General features: G+C 59.9%; 19 protein-coding genes. 12 read left to right on the forward strand and 7 right to left on the reverse strand.

Annotation, left to right across the window (positions count from 1 at the left end; translation table 11 throughout):
• Positions 1-128 precede the first annotated feature (128 nt).
• The 3 genes from FP026_RS13545 to FP026_RS13555 are packed head-to-tail and all read left to right on the forward strand — an operon-like array spanning position 129 to position 3870.
• Positions 129-602, forward strand: a complete 474-nt coding sequence (locus tag FP026_RS13545; RefSeq protein WP_149635149.1) for a (2Fe-2S)-binding protein — start codon at positions 129-131, stop codon at positions 600-602.
• Positions 602-1585 carry an FAD binding domain-containing protein gene (locus FP026_RS13550; RefSeq protein ID WP_149635747.1) on the forward strand — a complete coding sequence of 328 codons (984 nt, stop codon included), beginning with the start codon at positions 602-604 and terminating at the stop codon, positions 1583-1585. Before FP026_RS13545 ends, FP026_RS13550 begins: the two co-directional genes overlap by 1 nt.
• Positions 1582-3870, forward strand: a complete 2289-nt coding sequence (locus tag FP026_RS13555) for a xanthine dehydrogenase family protein molybdopterin-binding subunit (protein ID WP_149635150.1) — start codon at positions 1582-1584, stop codon at positions 3868-3870. Before FP026_RS13550 ends, FP026_RS13555 begins: the two co-directional genes overlap by 4 nt.
• Positions 3871-3946: 76 nt before the next feature.
• On the opposite strand, the gene FP026_RS13560 is transcribed toward FP026_RS13555, so the two are convergent.
• Positions 3947-4978, reverse strand: coding sequence for an ABC transporter permease (locus tag FP026_RS13560; protein ID WP_149635151.1), 1032 nt, complete (start codon positions 4976-4978; stop codon positions 3947-3949).
• Complete coding sequence (locus FP026_RS13565; RefSeq protein WP_149635748.1) at positions 4978-6459, reverse strand: sugar ABC transporter ATP-binding protein; 1482 nt, start codon at positions 6457-6459, stop codon at positions 4978-4980. The genes FP026_RS13560 and FP026_RS13565 overlap by 1 nt, the downstream gene beginning before the upstream one ends.
• Before the next feature lie 335 nt (positions 6460-6794).
• Here FP026_RS13565 and FP026_RS30225 point away from each other — a divergent pair, with 335 nt between their 5' ends.
• Complete coding sequence (locus tag FP026_RS30225) at positions 6795-6935, forward strand: hypothetical protein (RefSeq protein ID WP_188112575.1); 141 nt, start codon at positions 6795-6797, stop codon at positions 6933-6935.
• Positions 6936-7014: 79 nt separating this feature from the next.
• Here FP026_RS30225 and FP026_RS13570 read toward each other — a convergent pair whose 3' ends face one another.
• The gene (locus tag FP026_RS13570) at positions 7015-8898 is read right to left on the reverse strand and encodes an MFS transporter (protein WP_149635152.1); all 1884 of its coding nucleotides are present in this window, start codon (positions 8896-8898) and stop codon (positions 7015-7017) included.
• Between the two features lie 384 nt (positions 8899-9282).
• On the reverse strand, positions 9283-10479 hold the full coding sequence (locus tag FP026_RS13575) for an MFS transporter (RefSeq protein ID WP_149635153.1): 1197 nt from the start codon (positions 10477-10479) through the stop codon (positions 9283-9285).
• Between the two features lie 340 nt (positions 10480-10819).
• On the opposite strand from FP026_RS13575, the gene FP026_RS13580 reads away from it, so the two are divergent.
• From FP026_RS13580 to FP026_RS13605, 6 genes are all read left to right on the forward strand, one after another.
• Complete coding sequence (locus FP026_RS13580; RefSeq protein ID WP_149635154.1) at positions 10820-12379, forward strand: DUF4070 domain-containing protein; 1560 nt, start codon at positions 10820-10822, stop codon at positions 12377-12379.
• A gap of 415 nt (positions 12380-12794) precedes the next feature.
• Positions 12795-13037, forward strand: coding sequence for a DUF1127 domain-containing protein (locus FP026_RS13585; protein ID WP_149635155.1), 243 nt, complete (start codon positions 12795-12797; stop codon positions 13035-13037).
• A gap of 349 nt (positions 13038-13386) precedes the next feature.
• A complete protein-coding gene (locus FP026_RS13590) occupies positions 13387-14061 on the forward strand; it encodes a response regulator transcription factor (protein WP_149635156.1) in 675 nt (224 codons plus the stop codon).
• Entirely contained in the window at positions 14058-15416 is a 1359-nt protein-coding gene (locus FP026_RS13595; RefSeq protein ID WP_149635157.1) for a sensor histidine kinase, read from the forward strand. The genes FP026_RS13590 and FP026_RS13595 overlap by 4 nt, the downstream gene beginning before the upstream one ends.
• A 177-nt stretch (positions 15417-15593) precedes the next feature.
• Entirely contained in the window at positions 15594-16106 is a 513-nt protein-coding gene (locus tag FP026_RS13600) for a class I SAM-dependent methyltransferase (protein WP_246665333.1), read from the forward strand.
• Complete coding sequence (locus FP026_RS13605; protein ID WP_149635159.1) at positions 16103-16723, forward strand: DedA family protein; 621 nt, start codon at positions 16103-16105, stop codon at positions 16721-16723. Before FP026_RS13600 ends, FP026_RS13605 begins: the two co-directional genes overlap by 4 nt.
• A 21-nt stretch (positions 16724-16744) precedes the next feature.
• On the opposite strand, the gene FP026_RS13610 is transcribed toward FP026_RS13605, so the two are convergent.
• On the reverse strand, positions 16745-17776 hold the full coding sequence (locus FP026_RS13610; protein ID WP_149635160.1) for a class I SAM-dependent methyltransferase: 1032 nt from the start codon (positions 17774-17776) through the stop codon (positions 16745-16747).
• 256 nt (positions 17777-18032) lie between these two features.
• Between FP026_RS13610 and FP026_RS13615 the strand changes: the two genes are divergently transcribed.
• Both FP026_RS13615 and FP026_RS13620 read left to right on the forward strand, forming a co-directional pair.
• Complete coding sequence (locus FP026_RS13615) at positions 18033-19973, forward strand: putative bifunctional diguanylate cyclase/phosphodiesterase (RefSeq protein ID WP_246665335.1); 1941 nt, start codon at positions 18033-18035, stop codon at positions 19971-19973.
• Between the two features lie 43 nt (positions 19974-20016).
• Positions 20017-20400 carry an ester cyclase gene (locus tag FP026_RS13620; protein ID WP_149635162.1) on the forward strand — a complete coding sequence of 128 codons (384 nt, stop codon included), beginning with the start codon at positions 20017-20019 and terminating at the stop codon, positions 20398-20400.
• Between the two features lie 41 nt (positions 20401-20441).
• Here FP026_RS13620 and FP026_RS13625 read toward each other — a convergent pair whose 3' ends face one another.
• On the reverse strand, positions 20442-21644 hold the full coding sequence (locus FP026_RS13625; RefSeq protein ID WP_149635163.1) for an MFS transporter: 1203 nt from the start codon (positions 21642-21644) through the stop codon (positions 20442-20444).
• A 123-nt stretch (positions 21645-21767) separates the two neighbouring features.
• A complete protein-coding gene (locus FP026_RS13630; RefSeq protein WP_149635164.1) occupies positions 21768-24095 on the reverse strand; it encodes a cation:proton antiporter in 2328 nt (775 codons plus the stop codon).
• Positions 24096-24239: the final 144 nt, after the last annotated feature.

The following is a 24239-nucleotide window of genomic DNA, read 5'->3' on the forward strand; positions in this document are numbered from 1 at the left end:
AGCCGGCTATTGTGAGGACATGCTGGCGATTCGTCTTCCTGAAAAATCATAGAGCAACCGATAGACCGACGAACAGACGCTACTAGTTTTCGTAGGTCTCATTTTCGTGACGATGGCAGGAGCTTATCATGACACGAACGATCCATATCGCGCTTGACATCAATGGACAGCGCCGTGAGCTCGATCTCGAGCCGCGCGTCACCCTGCTCGATGCACTGCGTGAACATCTCTCGCTCACAGGCACTAAGAAGGGCTGTGATCAAGGCCAGTGCGGCGCCTGTACCTGTCATGTCGACGGCAAGCGCGTGCTCTCCTGTCTGACGCTGGCTGCGCAGGTCGAGGGCCGCGAGATTACGACGATCGAGGGCCTGGCCGCAGACACCGGCGATCTGCATCCGGTGCAGGCCGCCTTCATCGAACACGACGCCTTCCAATGCGGCTATTGCACGCCCGGCCAGATCATGTCGGCGGTCGCCTGCATTCAAGAGGGACATGCCGGCTCGGATGCAGAAATCCGCGAATATATGTCCGGCAATCTCTGTCGGTGCGGAGCCTATAACAGCATCGTTGCGGCGGTGCGCCAGGCAGCGGAGGTGGCATGATGCGAGATTTTTCCTATCTGCGCGCCACATCTGCAGCCGAAGCCGGTCAGGCGGCGCAGCAGGCCGGTGCGATGATCCTCGCCGGCGGCACGACGCTGCTCGATCTCGCCAAATGCGGGGTGAGCGAGCCGGACTTGGTAATCGACATCACCCATCTTTCCGGCATGAGCGGCATAGCGGTCGATACGGCCAGTGCCAGGATCGGCGCGCTTGCCAGAATGAGCGAGGTCGCCGACCACGAAGATATCCGCGCGGCATTCCCGGCTGTTTCGGAATCGCTGGCATTGGCTGCGTCCGCCCAGCTTCGCAACATGGCGACGATCGGCGGTAATCTCCTGCAACGGACGCGCTGTCCCTACTTCCGCGATCCGGGTACCTTTTCCGCTTGCAACAAGCGCAATCCCGGTTCCGGCTGCGCGGCGATCGGCGGCATCACGCGCAATCACGCCGTGCTTGGGACGAGCGCGTCATGCATCGCCTCCTATCCCGGTGATTTGGCGGTCGCTCTGGTCGCATTCGACGCCGTGGTGGAGACGGATAGCCGCAAGGTCACCGTCGACGATTTCTTCCTCGTTCCTGGCGACGCGCCGGACAAGGAAACCGTCCTGCAACGCGGCGAGATCATTACCGCCATCACTATCCCCGCTTCCGCCGCTGCCAGGAATTCCACCTACATCAAGGTCCGCGACCGGCAGTCCTATGAATTCGCCGCGGCAAGCGCCGCCGTTGGCCTGGAGCTTAAAGCTGATGGCAGGACCGTGCGCGATATTCGCGTGGCAATCGGCGGCGTCGCCACCAGGCCCTGGCGGGCACGGGCCGTCGAGCAAGCGCTCGTCGGCAAAGCTCTTGATGCTGAACTCGTGGAGAAGGCCAGCCGTCTCGCGATGGAGGGTGCCGTCGCGCATGGCGGCAACCATTACAAGATCGAACTCGCGCCGCGCGTCATCGCCCGCGCCATTCTGAAGATGGGAGGTCTTGCATGACCATGATGGAACCCCGCAAACATGGCGATGCTTCCGACGGTACGGTTGGGGGTCGTCAGTCGCGCTTCGAAGGTAAGATGAAGGTGACGGGCACGGCGACCTATGCCCTGGAATATCCGGTCGAAAACCTCGCTTATGCCGTCCTCATCCAGAGCACGATTCCGGCTGGCCGCGTTATCAAGGTCGATGCTTCGGCAGCACTTGCGATCCCGGGCGTGCTGCTGGTGCTGACACCAGAGGACGATCTCGGTCTCAAGCTTGCCGGTGACTGGGGCGGCAACAAGCCCGCCGACGGCCCGTATTATCCGCTGCCGCGCGAGGTGCAGTTTAACGGCCAGTCGATTGCCGCCGTCATTGCCGAAAGCCGGGAATTGGCGACGGAGGCCGCCAGGCTGGTGCGTATCACCTATGAAGAGAGTAAGCACGTCGCCGATCTCAACGATCCGAATGCGGGCGAAGGCAAGCTCATGGAGCCGCTTTCGGTTGCCTGGGGTAATGCCGAGGCTGCACTTGCCGCTTCTCCGGTGCGGATCGAAGCGGAATATTCCACTCCGCGCGAATATCACGTGGCGATGGAGCCGCACGGGCTGACCGCGAAATGGGACGGTGACCAGCTGACCATCTGGGAGCCGAGCCAGTGGTCGCATGGCATGGCGCGCATGTATTCCGAATGGTTCGACATGCCCTATGAGAATGTCCGGATCATCTCGCCTTTCATCGGTGGCGGCTTCGGTTCAAAAGGACAGCCGCTCGCCTATGGCGCGGTTGCGATCGCGGCGGCCAGAAAGCTCGGCCGGCCGGTCAAGCTCGCAGTCACCCGGCCGCAGAATTTCACCAGCTATGGCGGGCGTGCTGCAACCCGACAGAAGATCGCGCTTGGCGCGACGGAGGATGGCATCCTGCAGGCGATCGTCCATCGCGGCGCCAGCGAAACCTCGCTCGATGCGGATTGGCCGGAACAGACGGGAGCGGCAACGTCGATCCTCTACAGGGTCGAGAACTTCTCCTCGCAGCATCGCGTCGTGCCGGTCAACAGCGTGACGCCCGGTGCCCTGCGTGGTCCCGGCAAGAATCCGAGCGCCTATGGCATCGAATGCGCCGTCGAGGAACTGGCCTACAAGCTCGGCATGGACCCGCTCGAGCTCAGGCTGAAGAACTATGCCGATCACGACTATCAGTCCGGCAAACCGTGGTCGACACGCCGGCTGCGCGAGGCGCTGACCGAAGGTGCGGAAGCCTTCGGCTGGTCGCGGCGCAGCCACGCGCCGCGCTCGATGCGCGACGGCAAGACGCTGATCGGCTGGGGCATCGGCTGCGGCACGTTCCCGGTCATCCGCGCGCCGAGCGAGGCGATGATCCGCATTCTCGCAAACGGCCGGATCGAGGTCATCAGCGGTGCCATCGACATGGGGCAGGGGACCTATACGATCCTTGCCCAGAGTGCCGCAGAAGTCTTCGGCGTTCCGGTCGATCAGGTCGATGTCCATCTCGGTGATTCTCGCCTGCCGGGCTCGGCGATCGCCGGCGGTTCGATGCTGGCCGGATCGATCATGGGGGCCGTCCACAAGGCTGCGGTCGCAGCACGCGACGAACTCATCGGCCTTGCGCTCAGCGATGCGAACTCGCCGTTCCGCGAGACGGGTGCGAATACGCTGAACTTCGCCGGGGGTCGCATAGCGGCACCCCGTGGCGAAACGCCGTCGCTGACTCTGGCCGAGCTGATGTCCGCGCTCAAGCGCGGGGAGATCGAAGTCCGGCGCAATACCCTGCCTGATGGTGCGAACGCACAGGAGCAGCTCCAGGCCTGGACCACTATGGCCAGGGTCCAGGGGCCGACCATGGGCGATTATTCGATGCACAGCTGGTGCGCCCATTTCGCCGAAGTGCGGATCGACGAGGATTTCGGCACGGTGCGTGTCTCCCGCATGGTTTCCGCCTTCGATTGCGGCCGCCTCTATAATCCCAGGCTGGTCGAAAGCCAGTGGCGCGGCGGCATCATCATGGGCATCGGCCAGGCGCTTCTCGAAGAGGGGTTGGTCGATCCCCGCAACGGGCGAACCGTCAACAACAATGTCGGCGACTACCTCGTGCCGACGAATTCCGACATTCCGGATATCCAGGTGATCTCCGTCGGCGTGCCGGATTTCAATGCCTCGGCGCTCGGCGGCAAGGGTGTCGGCGAAGTCGGCATCGTCGGCGTGGCGCCGGCGATCGCCAACGCCGTATTCCACGCGACCGGCAAGCGTATTCGCGACCTGCCGATCACCTTGGAAAAGCTGCTGTAGAGCTGTTTGGTTCGAGCCGCATCGACGTGCGGCTTGATCTTTCACTGGGCCGGCGATCGGTCGGCTCACGTGTAGATCACGCCTTGCTGCGGCTGATCCCATAGGTAAGTGCAAGCGCACCAACGAGAACGGCGCCCTTGATGAAATCCTGCGTGTAATAGGGTGCGTTCAGCATCGTCAGCCCGTTCAGAAGCACGCCGACGAAGACGGCACCGATCGTTGTGCCGAGAACGTTGGGACGACGCAGTCCAAGCACGGCAAAGCCGATGAGCGAGGCGGCCACGGAATCCATTAGCAGCGAGGCGCCGGAGGAGACGTCGCCACGGCCAACGCGCGCTGTGACGATGATGCCGCCAAGCGAGGCTAGAGTGCCCGAAAGCACATAGGCAAAGGTTTTCAGGCGGGCGATATTGGCGCCGGCGAGCCTGGTCGCGGCTTCATTGCCGCCGGTCGCATAGAGAAGGCGGCCAAGACGTGTGCGCTCGGTGAGGACATAGAGCACGAAGGCGACGATCAGCATGAGAATGACGGGGAAAGGGATGGTGCCGAACACGCTCGATCGTCCGATCGCCAGGAAGGCGGGGTCGACCTTGCCCGCTGCCGTCGTGCCATCGGGAAGGATGAGGCCCACCGAGATCGAGCGCCCGGCCGTCGGGATCAGCTGCAGCCCGGTCAAAAGAAACATGGTTGCGAGCGTGGCAAGTAGATCCGGTACTTTCAGCCGGACGATCAGCAAAGCATTGACGAGGCCGACGATCGCGCCGAAGACAAGAACCAGGGGCACTGTCTCATAGGCGTTGAGATTGAGCACGATCATGGCATAGCTCGCCGCCATGACGCTCGAGGCGGCGACCGCGCCGACGGATAGATCGAAACCGCCGATGGCGAGCGTCACGGTAACGCCCGCGCCGATGATGGCGACGACCGAAACCGCCTGCAGTATGCTCATCAGATTGTTGACGTTGATGAAGGCCGGCTGGGCGATGCTGAAGATGATGACGAGGGCAAGGAGGAGGAAAAATACCGCTCCCCGCCGTATGAATTCACGTGGCGATATCGCGCCGTCTACTGCCTTCCGCTCGGGGATCTGGACGGTTCCTTCACTCATCAGGCATATTCCTCGTTCTGCCGATCGCCGGCACTCGCGTGAGCGACATCTTTCAGTGTGTGGTGCTCCATCAGCAGCACCCGGTCGGCGACTTCGAGCGCCTCTTCCGGATCGGATGTGGCAATCAGGGTGGCGCGATCGCTATGGGCGCGGATGGCGGCGATAATGTCCTGGCGAGCGCCGACATCGACACCCTGGAAGGGTTCGTCGAGCAGCAGCAGGCGGCTCGGCTCCGCCTCCCAGCGTGCGAGCACGACCTTTTGCTGATTGCCACCGGAAAGCGACCAGACGGATGCGTCTGGACCAGACGCCTTGATGCCGAGGCGCCGAATGGCCTTTTTTCCTTCACGGGTCTCTCGCCCCGAAAACAGGAAGCCCGATGGATACCATTGCTTCAGGTGCGGCAGGCTGATCGTGGAGGCGATGCTTTCGCCCGGCCAGTCCAGCGGCATGAGCGAGGAGCGATGCCGGTCGGCGGCGGCCATGACGACACCGCTCGCGATCGCCTCCGCGGGCGAGGCGGGCTCAAAGGGGGCGCCATCGAGCAGAGTGTTGCCGGCTGCGAAGCGTTCGAGGCCGAAAAGGGCCGAGAGAAGCCGGCTCTTGCCCGCGCCGAGAACGCCGGTAATCGCCACGACCTCGCCGGCATGGAGTTTGAGGTCGATCGGCGGGCTGCCGGCAAGCAGCCGCACGCCCTGAAGCTCCAGCAACGTCCGGTCGAACCGTTCGCGGCGATGCGGACGGGCGGCCGTCATCGATCGTCCGATCATGGTTTCGATGGCAGCGTCGAAATCAATGGGGTGGGTGAAGGCACCGACATTGCGGCCGCCGCGCAGGATCTCGACGCGATCGGCGAGCGCGTCGAGATCCGCGGTTCGATGCGAGATATAGAGAATGCCGAGGCCGCGCGTTTTCAGCCGACGGACGATATCGTAAAGGCGGCCCGTCTCGCGCGCGGAAAGGCTTGCCGTCGGCTCGTCTAGGATCAGAAGCTGTGCCTTGTTCGAGAGGGCTCGGGCAATGGCAATCATCTGCCGGTCCGCCGTGCCGAGGTCGCCGAAATCTCGATCGAGCGGCAGGTCGAAACCAGCTTCCGACAGGATGGCTTCAGCTTTTCGCCGCACCGAGCGCTTGGACAGGAAGAAGGGCTGTCGCCCATCGACGAATTGATTGAGCAGAAGGGCGTCTGCCACCGAAAGGCCCGCCACGCCGACGACGTCGGTGGATTGGTGTACGGTAACGATGCCTTGGGTTACGGCCTCGGCTGGACTGTCGGCGTTATAATTATTGCCGTTCCACAAGATCCTGCCTGAATCGGCGCGGTGAATGCCAGATAGGATCTTCACCAAAGTCGATTTTCCAGCGCCGTTGGCTCCCATCAGCGCGACGACTTCGCCGTGGTCGATGGTCAGCGACGCACCCGCCAAGGCCTGTGTCGAGCCGAAGGCAAGGGAGAGATTTTGGATATCCAGCAAGGGCATGCGTGCAGGCTCGATGATTGTCTGCGACACTCGTAAGCCACTGCCGCCCAATCACAAGGATCGGCCTTGCTTTGTTGATTTATTCTATAGAATAAATTTTCATTCGGTTTTGTTTAGCTTTTATTCGCGATGCCAGTCGTTTGGCGGCGGGATCAATCAGGCGATATGTCGTCCTGTAGCGCGTGAGTTTAATTTGTCCGAAATGCCAAGAGAGCTGAAAAACTCTTTCTTTAGTCTACTAATTTTATAAACAATATAAAGGCTCCGATATCGCGGATTTCCGCAATCGTGACGGTATTCGTTTCGCCGTTCGGATATATGCGCCAGGAGTCTTTATGGACACAGTTCTTTATCTTGCAACCCGGCCGAGCTTCGCCACAAGCCGACACATCTGGCCGATCCTGCACCATGTCCTGGCCGGCCTCATGGTGCTCTTTTCCTTCTTGTTATTGCTGCACGCTCTTTGCGGTGCCTGAACGCGCGTCGAGCAAGGCCTCCTAAGGCAAGCGGAAAAAGAGCCCGGCCCGCAACAGCGCAGGCCGGGTTTTCGAGCGATTACTTGATGGCGTTGAGATCAACGCCCTTGGTTTCGCGAACGAAGATGAGGCCGATGACGAGGGTCATCGCAGCGATCGCGATCGGGTACCAGAGCCCGTAGTAGATATCGCCCGTGGCGGCACTCATGGCGAAGACCGTTGCCGGCAGCAGGCCGCCGAACCAGCCATTGCCGATATGATAGGGCAGCGACATGCCGGTATAGCGGATGCGGGTCGGGAACATTTCCACCAGGATTGCGGCAATCGGGCCATAGACCATCGTCACGTAGATGACGAGGATCGTCAGGATCAGGATGGTTAAAGGCCAATTGATGGCCGAGGGATCGGCAACCATCTTGAAGGCGCCCCCATTGGCGATGGTATATACCGGCATCTCAGTTGCGCCGCCGGCCTGATCCACCGTCAACAGTTTTGCCTTCACGAGATCGGCAACGGGCGTCACCGTCTTGTCGCCCGCCCGCACGGTTGCGGCGTTCAGCCCGAGCTCCGGGTTGGCGGCGATGAAGGCGTCGAGCTTGGCGTCCGGAACCTTGGCGGCATCCCGGGCGAGCGGGAAGCCGGCCTTCTGCAGGGCAAGGCTCATGTCATGCGTAAATGCAGCGCTCTTCGCCGCTGCCCCGGCACCTGCCGCCGCTGCATCGTAGGAGGCTATGGTCGCGTCGCCGACCTTGACGGTTGCCGGCTGCCCGGCTGGGCCTTCGGCAATCGTATAGGGTACGGACGACTTCGACAGGAAGGACGTCGCGATATCGCATGAATTGTTGAACTTGGCGGTTCCCACCGGATTGAACTGGAATGTGCAATCGCCGGGAGCTGCCGTCACCGTCGCCCGGATGGTTTGTTCCGCTTGGGCGAGGGCCGGATTTGCCGCGTGGGTCAACGCTTTGAACAGAGGGAAATAGGTGAGGATCGCCAAAGCGAGACCCGCCATGATGATCGGCTTGCGGCCGATCTTGTCGGACAGCCAGCCGAAGACCACGAAGAAGCCGCTGCCGATCAGAAGCGCGATCGCGATCATGATGTTGACCGACTGGCCATCGACCTTCAGCACGTTTTGCAGGAAGAACAGGGAGTAGAACTGTCCGGCATACCAGACGACCGCCTGACCGGCGGTAAGGCCGAGCAGGGCGATAAGGGCGATCTTTGCATTCTTCCATTGGCCGAAGGCTTCGGAGAGCGGCGCCTTGGAGCCCTTGCCTTCTTCTTTCATCTTCTTGAAGGCCGGTGATTCACTAAGCGACAAGCGTATCCAGACGGAAATGGCCAGCAGAAGGCAGGACAGCAGGAAGGGAATGCGCCAGCCCCAGGCGGCAAAGGCATCCTTCCCGAGGGCGTTCTGAACGACCAGGATGACGATCAGCGACAGGAACAGGCCGAGTGTTGCAGTTGTCTGGATCCACGACGTGTAGTAGCCGCGCCTGTTGTCAGGCGCATGCTCGGCGACATAGGTGGCGGCGCCACCATATTCACCGCCAAGCGCCAGGCCCTGCAGCAGGCGCAGGATGATCAGTGTGACGGGTGCGGCGATACCCCAGCTCGCCGCGCCGGGCAGAACGCCGACCAGGAAGGTCGAGAGGCCCATGATCAGGATCGTGACGAGGAAGGTATATTTGCGTCCCACGAGATCGCCGATGCGTCCGAAGACCAGGGCGCCGAATGGCCGGACGAGAAAGCCCGCGGCGAAAGCCAGCAAGGCGAAGATATTACGGGTCGCCTCCGGATAGTCGCTGAAGAAGGCCGCGCCGATGAAAGCGGCCAGCGACCCATAAAGATAGAAGTCGTACCATTCGAACACTGTACCGAGCGAAGAGGCGAAGATGACCTTCTTCTCTTCCCTGGTCATGCCTCGACCGTTCGTCTCGGCCGCGGACGTGGTTGCCATGAATCAATCCTCCCAATTGCACCAGGGACATGGTCAAAAGACCGGTGTCATGTCCCCCATGATAACATTACGCAGGACTTTCCTGCCGATGGGCGCGGAAAGTCGCGCCAGTGGGTGTTCTCCCGATTTCCTCCCCAAGAGATCACGCACCTGATGCATTTGCGAGTGTTGGCTAAAAATTGAAAATTGCAATGCCTGCAACCGCTGTCGCTTATGGAAAACTGTGCGTAAAGCATCAAGAAATACGAATATATCGCTGTCCGTCGGCATCGCGGCCGACCAATGTCAGGAGGCCGACGCCAGGAAGACTGGCGTCGGCCGTGTTGAAATATGCCGCACGTGCCAGCGGTCGCTGGTCTGTGTCCGCACGGCTTCGGGCCTATCTCATGCCGGCTGCAGCCGCAGGCGTCGCATCGGCGGAAAGGCAAGTGCGATACCGGCGGCCCCCAACCCGACCATGGACGAGCCGATAAACAGCCAGGAATAATTGGTGAAACTATCGAAGATCCAGCCGCCGATCAGCGGCCCGGCCGCCATGCCGATGCTCGAAAGCATCGATACCGCGCCGAAGACAGTGCCGATGACGCGGGGCCCGAAATATTCGCGCGCAAGCACTGCATAAAGCGGCATGACGCCGCCATAGGCGCTGCCGAAGACGACCGCCAGCGCATAGAACTCGCCGAGTTCGCTGACCAGCAGATAGGTGGCAAGTGCTGCCGCCTGTACCAGCAGGCCGGCGATCAGCACCGGTTTGACGCCGAGCCTGTCGGCAAGCGTGCCGTAGAGCAGGCGGCCGCCAAGACCGGCAAGTCCCTCGACGCTGTAAATGCTGACCGCAGCCATCGGGCCTACGCCGCAGATGGTGGCGTAGCTGACCATATGGAAGATCGGTCCGGAATGGGCCGCGCAGCAGGCAAAGAAGGTGGCGCCAAGGACGATGAATTGCGGCGAGCGGAAGATCTGGCCGAGCGGCATTTTCTCCTCCGCCTGCCCGCCCCAGCCGGATGTCTCCGCCAGAACGGGCGCGCGCCGCACCAGCAGTGCCGCCGGGATTAGAAGGACCCACGCCATGATACCGATGACAAGCATGGCGAAACGCCAGTCATAGGCGGAAATAAGGTAACGGGCGAAAGGCGATACCGTCATGGGCGCGACGCCCATGCCGGCTGATACCAGCGATACCGCCAGGCCTCTTCCCTTGTCGAACCATGCGGTCGTCGCTGCGATCATCGGCGCAAAAAAGGCACTGGCCGCAAGGCCGACAAGAATGCCGTAGGTCAGCTGGAATTGCAGCAGCGAGCCGGCGCGGCTCGCCAGGACCAGCGCAAGCCCGAGCAGCAGCGCCCCGATCATCACCACGATGCGGATGCCGAAACGGTCGCTTGCTGCACCCCAGGCGAAGGCACCCAGGCCCATCGTCAGGAAATTCAGCGTCATGGCGGCGGCGATACCGGCATGCGACCAGCCGGTGTCGGCGGCAATAGGCACTTGAAAGATCGCCAAGGAAAACATCGCGCCGAGCGCCACACAGGTCATCAGCGCACCGGCACCGACAATCACCCAACGATAGGACGAATTCATTTTGCAGCTCCTTTCAGCCAGCTCGATCAGCGCGGGGAAAGACCAGGAATTCGTCTCGCACAACGCGCCTGCAATAAAGACGATCGTCTGGCGTTGATTTCGACATCGCGGCCGGAAAAATTTTCCAGTGCTTTGGTGGCATAGGGAAGACGTGGGAGTCCGACCTCCCGCTGCGGGCAGGGCGAAATTTAATCCTCAGCTCATATACGGCTGCTAAAACAGCCGCCTGGATGCCAAAACCAGCCTCGCCGCCGAAGGGCGGCCTCGGGCAGATGCGGACGGGACACAAGCTCAGCGTAATACCGAACCGGATTTTCAAAGTCGTGGAGCGGCATATTCAATGGCTCATATCGTCATCATCAATCCGCGTTTCGAAACCTCCTATTGGGGCATGGAACACGCGCTGCCGCTGTTCGATGTGAAGGCCAACCTGCCGGTCGCCTGTCTGCCGCTGCTTGCGGCGCTGACCCCTGCGGACCATGCCGTTACCCTCGTGGACGAGAATATCGAACCGATCGACTACGATCTTTGCGAGAGAGCCGACATCGTTGCGCTGACGGGCATGATCGTCCAGCGCTTCCGGATGACGGAAATCCTGACCGAGCTCAAACGACGCAATTGCTTCACCGTCGTTGGCGGACCCTGGGTTACGGTTAAGGAGGACTATTTCAGCAATCTCGTCGATGTCTCCTTCATCGGCGAGGCGGAGGAAACCTGGCCGAAATTCTTGGCTGAATGGCGGCAGGGCAACCATGCGCGGCGCTACGAACAGTCAGACAAGACGGATATGAGCAAGGTGCCGGTGCCGCGCTTCGACCTCCTGAAGATGGACGAGTATGCCGTCGGCAGCATCCAGTTCTCGCGCGGCTGTCCCTTTACCTGCGATTTCTGCGATATCATCGTGGTTTTCGGCCGCAAGCCGCGCATCAAGGCCAGCGCGCAGGTCATCGCCGAGATCGAGGCCCTGCTAGCCGCTGGAATGGATACGGCCTTCATCGTCGACGACAATCTGATCGGCAACAAGAAGGCGATCAAGGAGGTTTTGCGCGATGTCGTCGCCTGGCAGGAAAGACGTCATTATCCGATGACGTTCCTCACCGAGGCGTCGATCGATCTGGCTGACGATGCGGAGCTGATGCAGCTGATGGTCGACGCCAATATCCGCGTCGTCTTCATCGGCATCGAGACGCCGAACGAGGAGGCGTTGCGGGAAACCAAGAAGCTGCAGAACCTGCGCAAGGGCGGCACGATGCTGGAAAAGATCCACGCGATCCAGCAGACCGGCATGGAAGTCTGGTGCGGCATGATCCTCGGCTTCGACAGCGACGACGCGACCATCTTCGATGCGCAGCGCGTCTTCATCAAGGATGCGCGCATCGTCAACGCCATGATCGGCATGCTGGCGGCGATCCCGAAGACACCGCTCTATACGCGTCTCGCCAAGGAGGGGAGGCTCGATCACGATGATCCGCCCGCCTTCGGCACCAACGTCATTCCGCTCAATCTTTCGCGGGAAACGCTGCGGGATGGATATCTCTCCGTCCTTAGCGATCTGCATCAACCGGCGGCTTACTTCGACCGGCTGGATGCGCTTTACATCGATGCCCATATCGAACCGGAAAGCACCCGCTTACGACACCTTCGCCGCCATCCTTTGCGGTTGCTGGTTCTCAACGCAACATGGGCGATGGAGGCGGCCGGAATTTTCGTTCGCCTGATGCGCCGTGTGAAGGAAGCGGATCTGCGCGTCGTCTATCGCCGGCGGCTTATCAACCTCTTGCGGCATCGCCGCTCTCCGATCGTTCTGCAAATCTACGCGATCAAGTGTGCCATGCACTACCATGCCCATATCATGGTCCAGCAAATGCGCACCGGCGGCGATATCGTCAACTCGTTCTAGCGAGGCTTCGGCGAAGAGCTTCGTTGCAAACGAAGCCCGTTTTTCTGTTGCGCCGGCGCAACACCAGGCTCGGGATTCCTGCAATTCGAAATTGTGGGGTTGCCGATTCTCCGATCTCGCGTATTATATGCTCATCCGCAAATCAAACAGAGGAGGCGTGACATGCATCATACACGAATGTTTACATACGTCTCCGGCGGAATGCTCGTTACTGGATTGGTGTGCACCATGCCGACCACACGACGAGCTTTTATTTAAAGCCGATAAAAGCTTTATCTACCGCCGTTTAGGCACTTTTCCCATAATGACACCATGACCTACCTAGGGAATGAATCCGCGCATGCTTTGCGCGCTCGCTCCTGAAGCCGGTCAAGCTTCAAGAGGACCTGGCTGCGTAATTGCGCCAGGAAGGACAATGACGCATTCACAATTTTTAGTTGCTGGCAGTTTGACGGCGACGGTCGATGAACTATATCAGAAATTCGGCGCATGGAGGACCGCAAAGGCTCTGCTGCTTGTCGTCTGGAGGCAGCGACAGACGCGCGCGCAGGTATCCGAACTGTCGAACCATCAGCTTCGTGACATTGGTCTGCCAGAACGGGAGGACACTCTGAACCATCCCAATTCCCTGGCGCTGCACCTGCGCCGCTTCGGTTAGGTTGGAACGGATGGGCACGAGCGCTTCATCCTATTCCGCCGATCGATGTTGGCTCGGAAATACCCTTAGCCGACAGCATCCTGGGTATAAAAAGCATGATCGGCGGCGCAGATCCGAATGGTTCCGTGCGCCGCCGGTTACCAATAAAGTGGTTTCGCCGCCATCAGCGGGGAGGGCGATTGATGTTCTCCCCTGCCGTGGCGCGGACGATGATCGTTGACATAACGCTCTGCTCGATGGCGGGTGGAGTGCGGTCTCTGCAGCCGTAACGCTGTCGCGCAAGATTGTCGCCGCAATGTTCCCGCAATCCGCCCAATACAATACAATTGTTTGATGAGAGGGCTGGCCATTGCGGATTTTGTTACTTGAGGACGAGCCGGAAATGGCATCGGCGCTGAGCGCTGCATTGGAAGCTCGCGACGCCGTCGTCGATCATGTATCGATGCTGGCTGATGCCGAGGAAGCCGCGAGAAGTCTCCCCTATGACGTCATTCTTCTCGACCGCCAGGTTCCGGATGGAGACGGACTGTCGATCGTTCCGAGGCTGCGTGCGGCTGGGGTTGGGACACCTGTGATCGTGCTGACCGCGCGCGGCGAACTCGAAGACCGCATCGGTGGTCTCGACACCGGCGCCGACGACTATCTTGTCAAACCTTTTGCTATGGAAGAGCTGCTGGCGCGATTGCGTGCCATCATGCGCCGTCCGGGTGATGTGCGAAGCGAGGTAGTGAGCTTCGGCAGGCTATCTTATGATTTCGGTTGCCATGACGTGCTGATCGATGGCGAGCGGTGTGAGCTGCCGCGACGGGAGCTGCTTGTCTTCGAAGCGCTTGCGCGGCGCATTGGGCGCACCGTGCCGCGCCACGCGCTGGAGGAGGCTGTTTATGGCTTTGCGGACGATATCCAGTCCAACACGCTGGATGCACATGTCTCCCGGTTGCGCCGTAAGCTCGCCTCCCTGGAGTCCGGCCTGGAAATTCATCCGGTTCGCGGCATCGGCTATCTCATGAGAAGGACGTCATGAGCGCCAGCCAACCTTCCTTGCGATGGCGCCTCGTTTCGCGACTGTCCGCCCTGCAGGCGATTTTTCTGACCGTTCTCGCGGTTCTCATCATCGCCGCCCTCTGGATGACCGGCAGCTTCATCTCCCTTCAGCCGGAAGACGAGACCATTGACGCCGTGGCGCAGTCGATCGTCCGGGATCAAGATGGCACGCTGATGCTGAAGGAGACGCCGGCGCTCGCAGCGCGACGCACCGATTTGCCGCGGCTCTGGTTCGTCGTGCGGGATCGCCGCGGTGACATGATAACCGATGGCAGCGTTCCGCCGGCCTATCAGAATATCGGCGGTGCGCTCGATGGCATCGGGCAGGCCCGTTTCGGCAGCAATCTCGGTGCAGGCACCGTGCCTGCCGCGCGGCTGCAATGGGTCGGATCCCCGGCGGGCGAAGTGCAGGTGCTCACGGGCGTAGACGGCAGCGTATCGACCGTTCGTATCGTCACGGCCGTCGGCATCGTATTCTTCAGCGCCCTACTGCCGCTTCTCATCGTAACGGGGATCGCAACGATCGTCGCCGCGCCGTTGGTCGTTAGCCGCGCTTTTTCCTCGCTCGACTCTGCCGTTGCCCGCGCCGGGCAGATCGACATCAATCGTCAGGGCACACGGCTGCCGGTGGATGATGTTCCGCGGGAGATCCTGCCGCTTGTCGAAGCCGTCAACGACGCGCTCGGCCGGTTGGATGAAGGCTATGAGCGGCAGAAGCGTCTTTTCGCCCATCTTGCCCATGAATGGCGGACCCCCGTCGCGATCCTGCAGACGCGTCTTGATGGGTTGCCGCCCGGCCCGCTGAAGGAGCGGATTTTCGAGGATACGGTGCGCCTTGCGACCTTGGCCGAACAGTTCCTCGATCTTCAGCGCCTCAACCACCGTTTCGAGCCGGCCGCGATCAATCTTGTCGAAGTCGCGCAGCACGTGGTTTCCGAGCTGGCGCCGCTCGCCATTGCCGCCAACTACGAGCCATGTTTCACTAGGGATGAGGACGTGGTTGAAATTCTCGGCGATCGGGCGGCGCTTGAGCGAGCTGTTGCCAACCTCGTGCAGAATGCGATCCAGCATGGCGGTCGCGGAGGCCGGATAACGGTCCATGTCGGTCGTGCGACCGGCATTACGGTCGCCGATGAAGGCCGAGGCATTCCCCCGGAGGAACGAAACCGCATCTTCGAGCCGTTTTATCGTTTCCAGGGACACGGCAAGGGGTTCGGTCTTGGCCTCAACCTCGTCCAGGAAATTGCCAGACTTCACGGCGGACGGATTATCGTCCTGGAGGGACCGACCGGCGGTGCGGCTTTCCGGCTGAGCTTCCCCGCAGCAGGTGGATGATGTTGCAGCCCCTCCGATGCAATGTTCCCGCAATTGGCGCCCCGTAAGGAAGAGCCTGCCGTACAGGCGAATCTCTTAAGGCTCCATAGGCGGGACCACATGTCGAACACGTCGCTATTTCTGCGAACTCTGCTAACCAATCCACGAATGGTTGGTGCGATAGCTCCTTCCGGCAGAATGCTGGCTAATCTTATCACCAGCGAAATTGATCCCTCAGCTGGACCCGTTCTGGAGCTTGGTCCCGGAACGGGGGTCTTCACGGAAGCCCTGCTTGCCCGCGGGGTCTGTGAAAGGGATCTGACGCTGGTGGAGTATGCCGATAATTTCGCCAACATGCTTCGGCGGCGGTTCCCCACCGCACGGGTTGTCTGCGCCGATGCGGCCCGGCTGGACGCTCCAGACTTGCCGGAGGGTGTGCTGTTCGGCTCTGCGATCAGCGGGCTTCCCTTGTTGAACATGTCGCCGAAGACAGCCATGGCCATTCTGACCGGTGTCTTGTCGAGATTGCGCGACGGTGGCGCACTATACCAGTTCACATATGGCGTTCGCTGTCCGGTGCCGCATAGGCTGCTTGACCGGTTCGGTTTCAAGGCAACGCTGCATGGCCAAGTGCTGCGCAACTTCCCACCCGCGAGAGTCTACAAGATTGTCCGGCGCAAGCCTCTTTATTGTTCGGTTGCCAGCAGATGAGCGATCCATCCGATCTATTGGGCATCGTGCCGCATCTCGCCTCATGGGGGTTGCTTGGTCTTGCGCTGTGTTCGACGATCGAGAAGCTTCTACCGATCATACCGTCCATCGGCATGTTCATCATGCTTGGCATGTTGAACATTAGCAGCTCCGGCGATCTGCCCGCTGCAATTGCCATCACGGCTATAGGCTCAACGATGGGCTCGTTGGTCTGGTATGGAATGGGTCGATGGTTGGGGGCCGCACGTGGAGATGCCCTCGTGATGAAGATGAGCAGGCATCTGGATATCAAAGATGAGAGGTATTGGCGACTGAAGAGCCATTGCCGTCGCCATAGGATATCGGCGGCGTTTGTTGGTCAGCTCATTCCGGTGATCAGGGCCTATATGGCGTTTCCTGCAGGCGTGCTTGCCTTACCAGTACCTGGCTTTGTCATCGCGACATTCTTCGGTGCGGCTGTTTGGAATGCGCCGTTTCTGGCATCGGGCTATATGCTGCGCAAGCAGATCTTTGCGCAGGAAACAGCGACATCCGCGGCTTTCGCAGCCATCATCGTGGTCTATCTTCTGCTCTTTGCTTTATTCCGTCTTTGCCGGCCAAGCCGCAACGCGGCTTAGCCAATTGCAATGCCTTGCGGGCTACACGGTCAGGACCGCGTAGATGACGCCGCCGTTTTCACCACGCGTGACCGAAACATCCGTGACCGGGTGCTTGACCTTGTCGATGATCGACTGCACGTCCTCGTTCGTTCGCCAGATCAATGGCCAATTCATGAAGGTTTCCATGTAGCCTTCGACGCCGATATCCTTTGCGAAATTCGCGAGAAGGAACTTGCCGCCTGGTTTTAGCATCTGCAGGCAGCGCTCCGTTAATCGAACGGCGACGCTTTCGGCAAGATAGTCGTAAAGACCGGCTGCATAGATGAAATCGAATGTGCCGAGCTTCTGCGCGCGCCCCAGGATGGTGCGGACGGAGCCGTTGATCGCTTCGATGCAGCTGCCATGGAAGGCCGAACTCACGGTCCCGACGCTGACGGGATCCTGATCGAGCGCGATCCAACGCTTGAGCCTGCCGCTTTGCAGAGCCTGGGAAAGCTCCGCTTCACGAAGGTGGCCAGCAGCAATCGCCAGGATTTCGGCCTTGTCGTTCTTCTCGGCCACCGCATCGACATGCGCCGCCAGAAGATCACGCCTCTCCCGCACCGCAACGGCGGACGCGGCTTGCCGGGTGAAATCGTAAACTTCGGCGCCGAGCGCTGAGGCTTCCTTCACCTGTTCGGCGACGGCTGGATGTTCATAAATGAAGTCCAGCAGGTAGGCATCGCCGCTATAACCGCGCGGCTTTTCGAAGGACCATCGGGTCAGAGGGTCCTGAAGCAGGAAGGAAGAAACGGGATGCGTCTGCGCAATGGAGGCGAGATGCGTCCAGGTCAGGGGCGTTACCTTGTTCTTCAACGTCTGCAGGCGCTCCGTCAAGGCTTTCATGGTGCCCTGAACCGGCGCGCTCGCTTCAAATGCCTGCTGTGTCAATGAGAGAATAAGGGCGAGTTCGGCTTCGCCCTCTTTAATTTGTTCGGTTGTAAGATTGTTACCCGATGATCTCGCATGTTCCGAGATGGATTGCGCGGTAACGAGGCTATAGCCATCAAGAGCAGTTTGAAATTGTTTCAATTTTAAACGAGTCCGTGAACACTCCGCAAACCATATCTCAGATAAAAAATGAGCGCTATGGTTTTGTTAATGTCACTGCGGCAACGCTGTCGTTATCAAACGGATCAAATTAGCCGCCTTGGTGAAGCGAGTGATTGATTCAGTCGAGCGACGCAAAGGTAAAGCGGTGGACATGAAGTCTCGGCTAACTTGGGTGATGATGAGTATGCGTCGATTGTCGGGAGGAAGCGGTCTTGGCTGGAAAGAGGCTCGCTTGATGAGCAATCCTGGCGAGCTTCGTGCGCTCTACAAGGATTATGGCAACGAGGCGCGTCGTGCTCTGGCTCGCAGCGGCCTTTGGCTTGCGGTGCCGGTCTATCTTCTTTTCCTAATCACCGACCTGATATTCACTCCCGACGTCTCCCATGTGACGATCCCGGCGCGTTTTTTCATCGGCGGCGTCTCGCTTCTTACTCTGGAGATCCAGTTCGCGCGCCAGCGTCGCGCCGGAGAGCTCGAGACGACATGTGCGGGCGCTGTGGTCTTCGGATATGTCGTCTGGCTCGTGCCGACGCTGCAGACCGCCAATGCCGAGGCCTTTTCCTACTATGCTGCCTTCGGCGCCATTTTCATGATGGGCGTCAATCTGTTCTTCAGCCTCGAATTTGCTCTCGCTCTCGCATCATCGGGAATAATCTTCGCCATCTTTCTGCTGTCGCTTGCCGAGTTTCACTACAGCCCGGCCTATTGCCTGGCCTTTACGACCTTTTATCTCTGTTGTTTCGTTTTCACCTCCTATGTGAACTGGAAATTGAACAAGGAACGTTTCAACGTCTTCCTCAATGCCAGAGAAGCCGAACTGCAGCAGCGCCAGGCGACGGAACGCGGGGAGGCGCTTCTGCGCCTGTCCATTACGGACTCCCTTACCGGAATGGAAAACCGTCGGGCGGCCGATATAAGGCTTAAGCAGTTCTGGGAGCACTGGCGCGAAGATGGTGTGGCATTTGCGGTCCTGTTGGTCGACGTCGATTTCTTCAAAAAATACAATGACTATTACGGGCACCAGGAAGGCGACCATTGCCTTATCACCGTCGCCAATGCCTTGTCGGATATCGTGGCTCCTCTGGGTGCGACCGTCGGGCGATACGGCGGCGAAGAGTTCATCGTCATACTTGATCTTGAGCGCGGATCGGACGCACTGGCGCTGGCGGAAGCCATTTGCCAAGGGATCGAGGCGCTCGATATCGTTCATGCCCAGCGCCTCGACGGCTTCCGGCACGTTACCGTCAGCGTGGGTGCGACCGTCACGAGGGACGCGACCGGCACGAAACTGGAAAACATCATCAATGAAGCCGACCGCGCTCTTTATTCCGCAAAGGCGAGCGGCCGCAACTGTGCCAGGATATTCGATCCGAACGAGCTTCCGGGTGGGGATGCGAGCGAGAACATCGCGGCCATACTGAAGATCGCCATCCAGCAGAACCTTGTCTCTTTGGTCTATCAACCGATCCAATATCTCGATACGGGAGAAATAGGTGCCTATGAGGCCCTGATGCGCCTGCAATTGCTCGATGGTTCGAGCTCTTCCCCTGCGATCTTTATTCCGGTGGCCGAGCGAACGGGAGCCATCATCGAATTGGGCTATTGGGCGATCAGGCGGGCGTGCTGCGAACTGCTGTCCCGCGACGTGGTCGAAACGGTCAGCGTCAACGTCTCTCCGATCCAATTGCGCGCTCCCGGCTTTGCGGCACAGGTAGCTGCCATTCTGGCCGAGACCGGTGTTTCCGGGCATAGGCTTGCGTTCGAGATCACCGAGGGCGTCGACATGGAAATACGTCCCGACGTGCTTGACAGCGTTCAGGATCTCAAGAGGCTTGGCATCAAATTCTGGCTGGACGATTTCGGCACGGGCTTTGCCGGTCTATCCTGGCTTCGCCTGATGGATTTCGAAACCGTGAAGATCGACAAATCGTTTCTTCACGACGCGGTAAATAGCGACGGTGCCAAGATCCTTCTTGAAGATATCATCGGCCTGGTGCGCAATCGCGGGCATCGCATTCTTGTCGAAGGGATCGAGAACGAAGAGCAGCTCGATCTCGTCAAATCCTTTGGCATCGATGCCGTTCAAGGATACCATATCGGCCGGCCTGCGCCACCGCTCAAGCATCCGATTGCGGTCAGGCATGCGGGACATCGACGCTGGCAGGTATCGGCCTGAGCGCCGGTGCCGGTCTCAGCGTCACCGCAAAGGCAGCAGCGCGATGAGCGTCAACCTCTCCGAGATCTACCGAAATTATATCGCCTGCCTCAACCGGCAGGACTGGCTGAACCTTGGCAGGTTTGTCGATGAGGACGTTCATTACAACGGCGCCTATGTCGGATTATCCGGCTATCGCGATATGCTCAAGGGCGATTTCCTGGTAATCCCCGACCTTCATTTCGACATCCGCCTGTTGATTTGCGAGCCGCCGCATGTCGCCAGCCGTCTGCAGTTCGATTGTACGCCAACGGGGGTGCTGTTCGGCATGCCGGTGAACGGCAGGAGGATTCAGTTTTCGGAAAACGTCTTCTACGCGTTTCTGAACGGCCGAATCCGGAACGTCTGGTCGATCATCGACAAGGCTGCCATTGCGGCCCAGTTATAGATCCCGACGCTCAGGTTCAGAAACTGCCGTTGATAGCAGAGCTACTTATGGTCAAGGCGCAGCGCTATGAAACCGGCGATGAAGGCGGCTAGGCCACTTACGACAATGGGGCCTAAATAGCTGCCGGTGTGATCGAAAATGACACCCGTGGCAGTTGGGCCAATCAAGGCTGCGATACCCACAGCCGTATAGAGATATCCGAGGACGGCGCCGATATGGCGCGTCCCAAACAGATCGGCGGCAACAGCCGGATAAAGCCCGACGCAGCCGCCATAGCTCATGCCGAAGGTCAACGCGAACAATGCCAGCTGGATCATGCCAGTTGCCGATGCCCACAGGGCAAACGAGGCCGCGACTGCGAATGTCAGCGATGCCAAGAGCCGGCGGCGACCGAGGCGATCGCCGAGGCCGGCCAGAAAAAAGCGCCCGATGACGTTACCGACACCGATGAGGCTTACGAGAATGGTTCCATCTTGAAGCGAGAGACCCATGTCCAGGGTGGCTGCCACGATATGCACATAGGGAATGAAGGTGCAGAAGGACGACAGGATGAGCATGATATAGAAAAGGCAAAACTTGCTGTCGCGCCATATAGCGAAAGCATTTGCATAGCTGTTTGCCTGAGGCGAGAGCGGATTGGTATTGTCGCGCCTTTTGCGCATGACCATTGCGGCCGGCACCCCAAAACCCGCAAGGATGAATGCGAGGGCGACAAAGCATCCGCGCCAGCCGATGGACGGAAGTGCCTGGCCGACCGCGAAAGGCAGAATGAGGGTGCCGATGCCCAGGCCCGCTGTCGCAATGCCCGAGGCCTGACTTCGTTTGCGGATGAACCAGGACTGCACAACCCCAAGGGCTGGAACGTAAGACAGGCCGATCCCAAACCCGATGCCAAAGCCATACCAGATATAAAGCGATAGGAGAGATCCGGCACGAGTGGCGCCGATATAGCCAAGGATCATGGCCACTAACCCCAGAAGAACCAGGCTGCGCGGCGACCATCTATCGGCAAGTGGTCCGGCAATTGCCCCCAAGGAGTAGAAAAGGAAGGCGGAAATGGAGAAGACGAAAGCGATCTCGCCGCGAGAGGCACTAAATTCCGCGGCAAGCCCAGGGAAGATGGCAGAAAAGGAATAGGCGGCTCCGAACGTCACGGCTGTCAGAACATGGGTGGCGGCAACGACTTTCCATCCCTCCCGCGTATCGGCTTCTTCATGGTCATGCGAAAGGGCCAGTTCGGACATCATCAAGCTCGGAAAAAAATCGCGCTGCCGACCAGTATGGCTTACGGCGCTGCGCTCGAACAATGAATAGTGCTGATGCCCTTTATTGATTCCCTTGATCTATCCGGGCGTTGAGGGGTCGAGCTATTCGCGAACTGTCTGCGAAGAAGACAGGTCGGTTTCGATGAAAATGCATGACCTATCGGCCGTTTGCAGGAGTGTGTCTGCAACGCCGCCGTAGGAAAGGCTGCCGCTTGCCCGTTTGCTCACGCCGAGTACAATGAGATTGTATTTTCCGCTGCGGGCATGGCGCAGGATCGAAAGCTCGGGCGAAGGCCCCTGTTGAACCACTTTTTCGATTCTGACGCCATAGTAATCGGCAATCGCGCCGACTGACTTGATAACGTCCCAATTATCGTTGCCGTGATCGCTGATGCGCTGGATGGCTCTCGCCTGCCGCGGTTCCACGATCAGCAGCAGGGCGCAATGGGCGTTTGTCGCCTTGGCAACGGCAAGTCCGAATTCCGCCGCCCTGACGGAGCGCTCCGTGCCGCTGACGGGGAGCAGGATTCGCAGGTCCTGGGGCCGCTCCGGCAACGCCCCCCGCGCCGTGACGATGGCGGAGGTTCCCTTGAACGCCGAGGTCATGACCTGCAGGGCCTCACTGAAGCGACCGTCCTCTCCCATCGAAGGCTCGACGCCTGTGAAGAGAAGGTCGTGGCCGGTGTCCGAGATGTCGCCGAGCATGGTTTCGAGCTCGCCGTCCTTTTCCCGAACCGTGACGTGGATATCGCTTTGAGCGGCCATGTCCTTGTCAGGCGGTGCCGACGACAACAGATCGGTAGCGCATTGGCGCAGATCCTCGGCAATGGCCCGGGCTTGTGACGGCGGTCCCTCGGTGGCGGCCATCTCCGGCTCTCTCCCGGCATCCTTCGGCTTGCGCACGTCGAGAACGGTGACGGGCATCTTGCGCGTCACCGCGAAGAAGGCGGCGATCCAGGTTGCAAGGCGGCTGCTTTGCGAGCCGTCGACGGTCAACAGGATGCGTTCGAAATTCGCCAGGAAGCTTTCGCTCTCGAATTGCTCGCGCTCGAGCCGGTCGCGCTCTTCTTCGGGCAGCGGCAGGCGTGCCAACGCCCAACGCAGCGTCGGCGGCATCGCCATCGTGGTGATGACGGCCATGGCGACGATAACGGAAAAGAGCTTCTCGTCCAGAACGCCGACGGACAGGCCTATGGTTGCGACGATCACTTCCGTCGATCCCCTGGCATTCATGCCGCAGCCGAGCGCGAGGGCCTCCGATCCCGAATAGCCGCTGATCTTGGCGGCGGCGAAGGCTCCGCCGAACTTGCCGATGCTGGCAATGACGACGACGGCGGCCGTCAGCAACAATATGGCGGGATCGGCGAGCACGGTGAGATCGGTCTGCAGGCCCGTCAGCCCGAAGAAGACGGGCATGAAAAGCGCCGTCGTCAACGCGCGAAGCTGCACGTCGATCTGACGGGTAAGGATCGGCGATTCACCGACGAGGATACCCGCGACGAAGGCGCCGAGCACGGTATGGACGCCGATAAGATTGGTGATGATCGCCATCGTGCCCATGATCGCGACGATGGCGCTGAGCACGGGGAGGTCGCTGCGAAAATTGTCGTTGGTCCGGCGGATGATTTCGAAGACGATCCGCCTGCCGATGGTGAAGCTGACGGCCATGAAGGCCAACGTGCCGATCGCGCTGGTCGCCAGAGTCGGGAGATCGACCGTGCCCTTTTCGGCGAGGCCGAAGGTAATGGCGATGATCACCCAGCCCACAGTATCGTCGATGATGGCGGAGGCGACGATCAGCTGACCTATATTCCGGCGCATGAAGTCCATCTCGCGCACCACGGAAGCGACGATCTTCACCGAAGAGATGGAAAGGGCCGTACCCAGGAAGAGAGATGTGACGAGCCGCTTCTCGGGATCGGGAAGCAAGGTGTCCGGGATGAGCTCCCCCAGGGCGAAACCTGCGGCAAAGGGAATGACGATGCCGGTGAGCGAGACGCCTGCGGCGGATTTGCGCAGGCGCTTTGCCAGGCCGAGATCGGTTTCCATACCAGCCAGCAGCAGAAGGAAGAGGATGCCGAGCTGACCGATCGCATCGGTCATATTTTTCTGGCCTGGGTCCGGTGGAAAGAGGCTTGCCTGCACATTTGGAAACACCAGGCCGAAAAGGGAAGGACCGAGAATGATGCCGGCGATGATCTGGCCCATGATCGACGGCTGGCCGATGCGCACCATCCATTCGCCGAGCAATCTGCCCGATACGACAAGCAGAACGATCTGCACCAGAAACAGCCCTTCGGAGGTATGGCTGGCCTTTTGCCCTTCGGCTGCGAAGGCGATTTGCGCGATCGACAGCAACAGGATGAGGGCAATGGGAAGGGTAAGTGCGCCTGAAGGAAATAATTTTGAGAATTTCTGGCGTGACGGCATGAATCGATCCCACTGAGCAGCAGGAAAACGCGCCAGAGCCTTTGCCGTTCCGGATGGCATCGGCAATTGCCGGCTTGATTTGCCCCAATCGCGGGCAGTAAGCCGGTCCGCCGCCTTTGAAGCGACGGACCAAAACCGATTGGA

This window comes from Martinezella tropici (assembly GCF_008370325.1).
GTDB lineage: Bacteria > Pseudomonadota > Alphaproteobacteria > Rhizobiales > Rhizobiaceae > Rhizobium > Rhizobium tropici_B.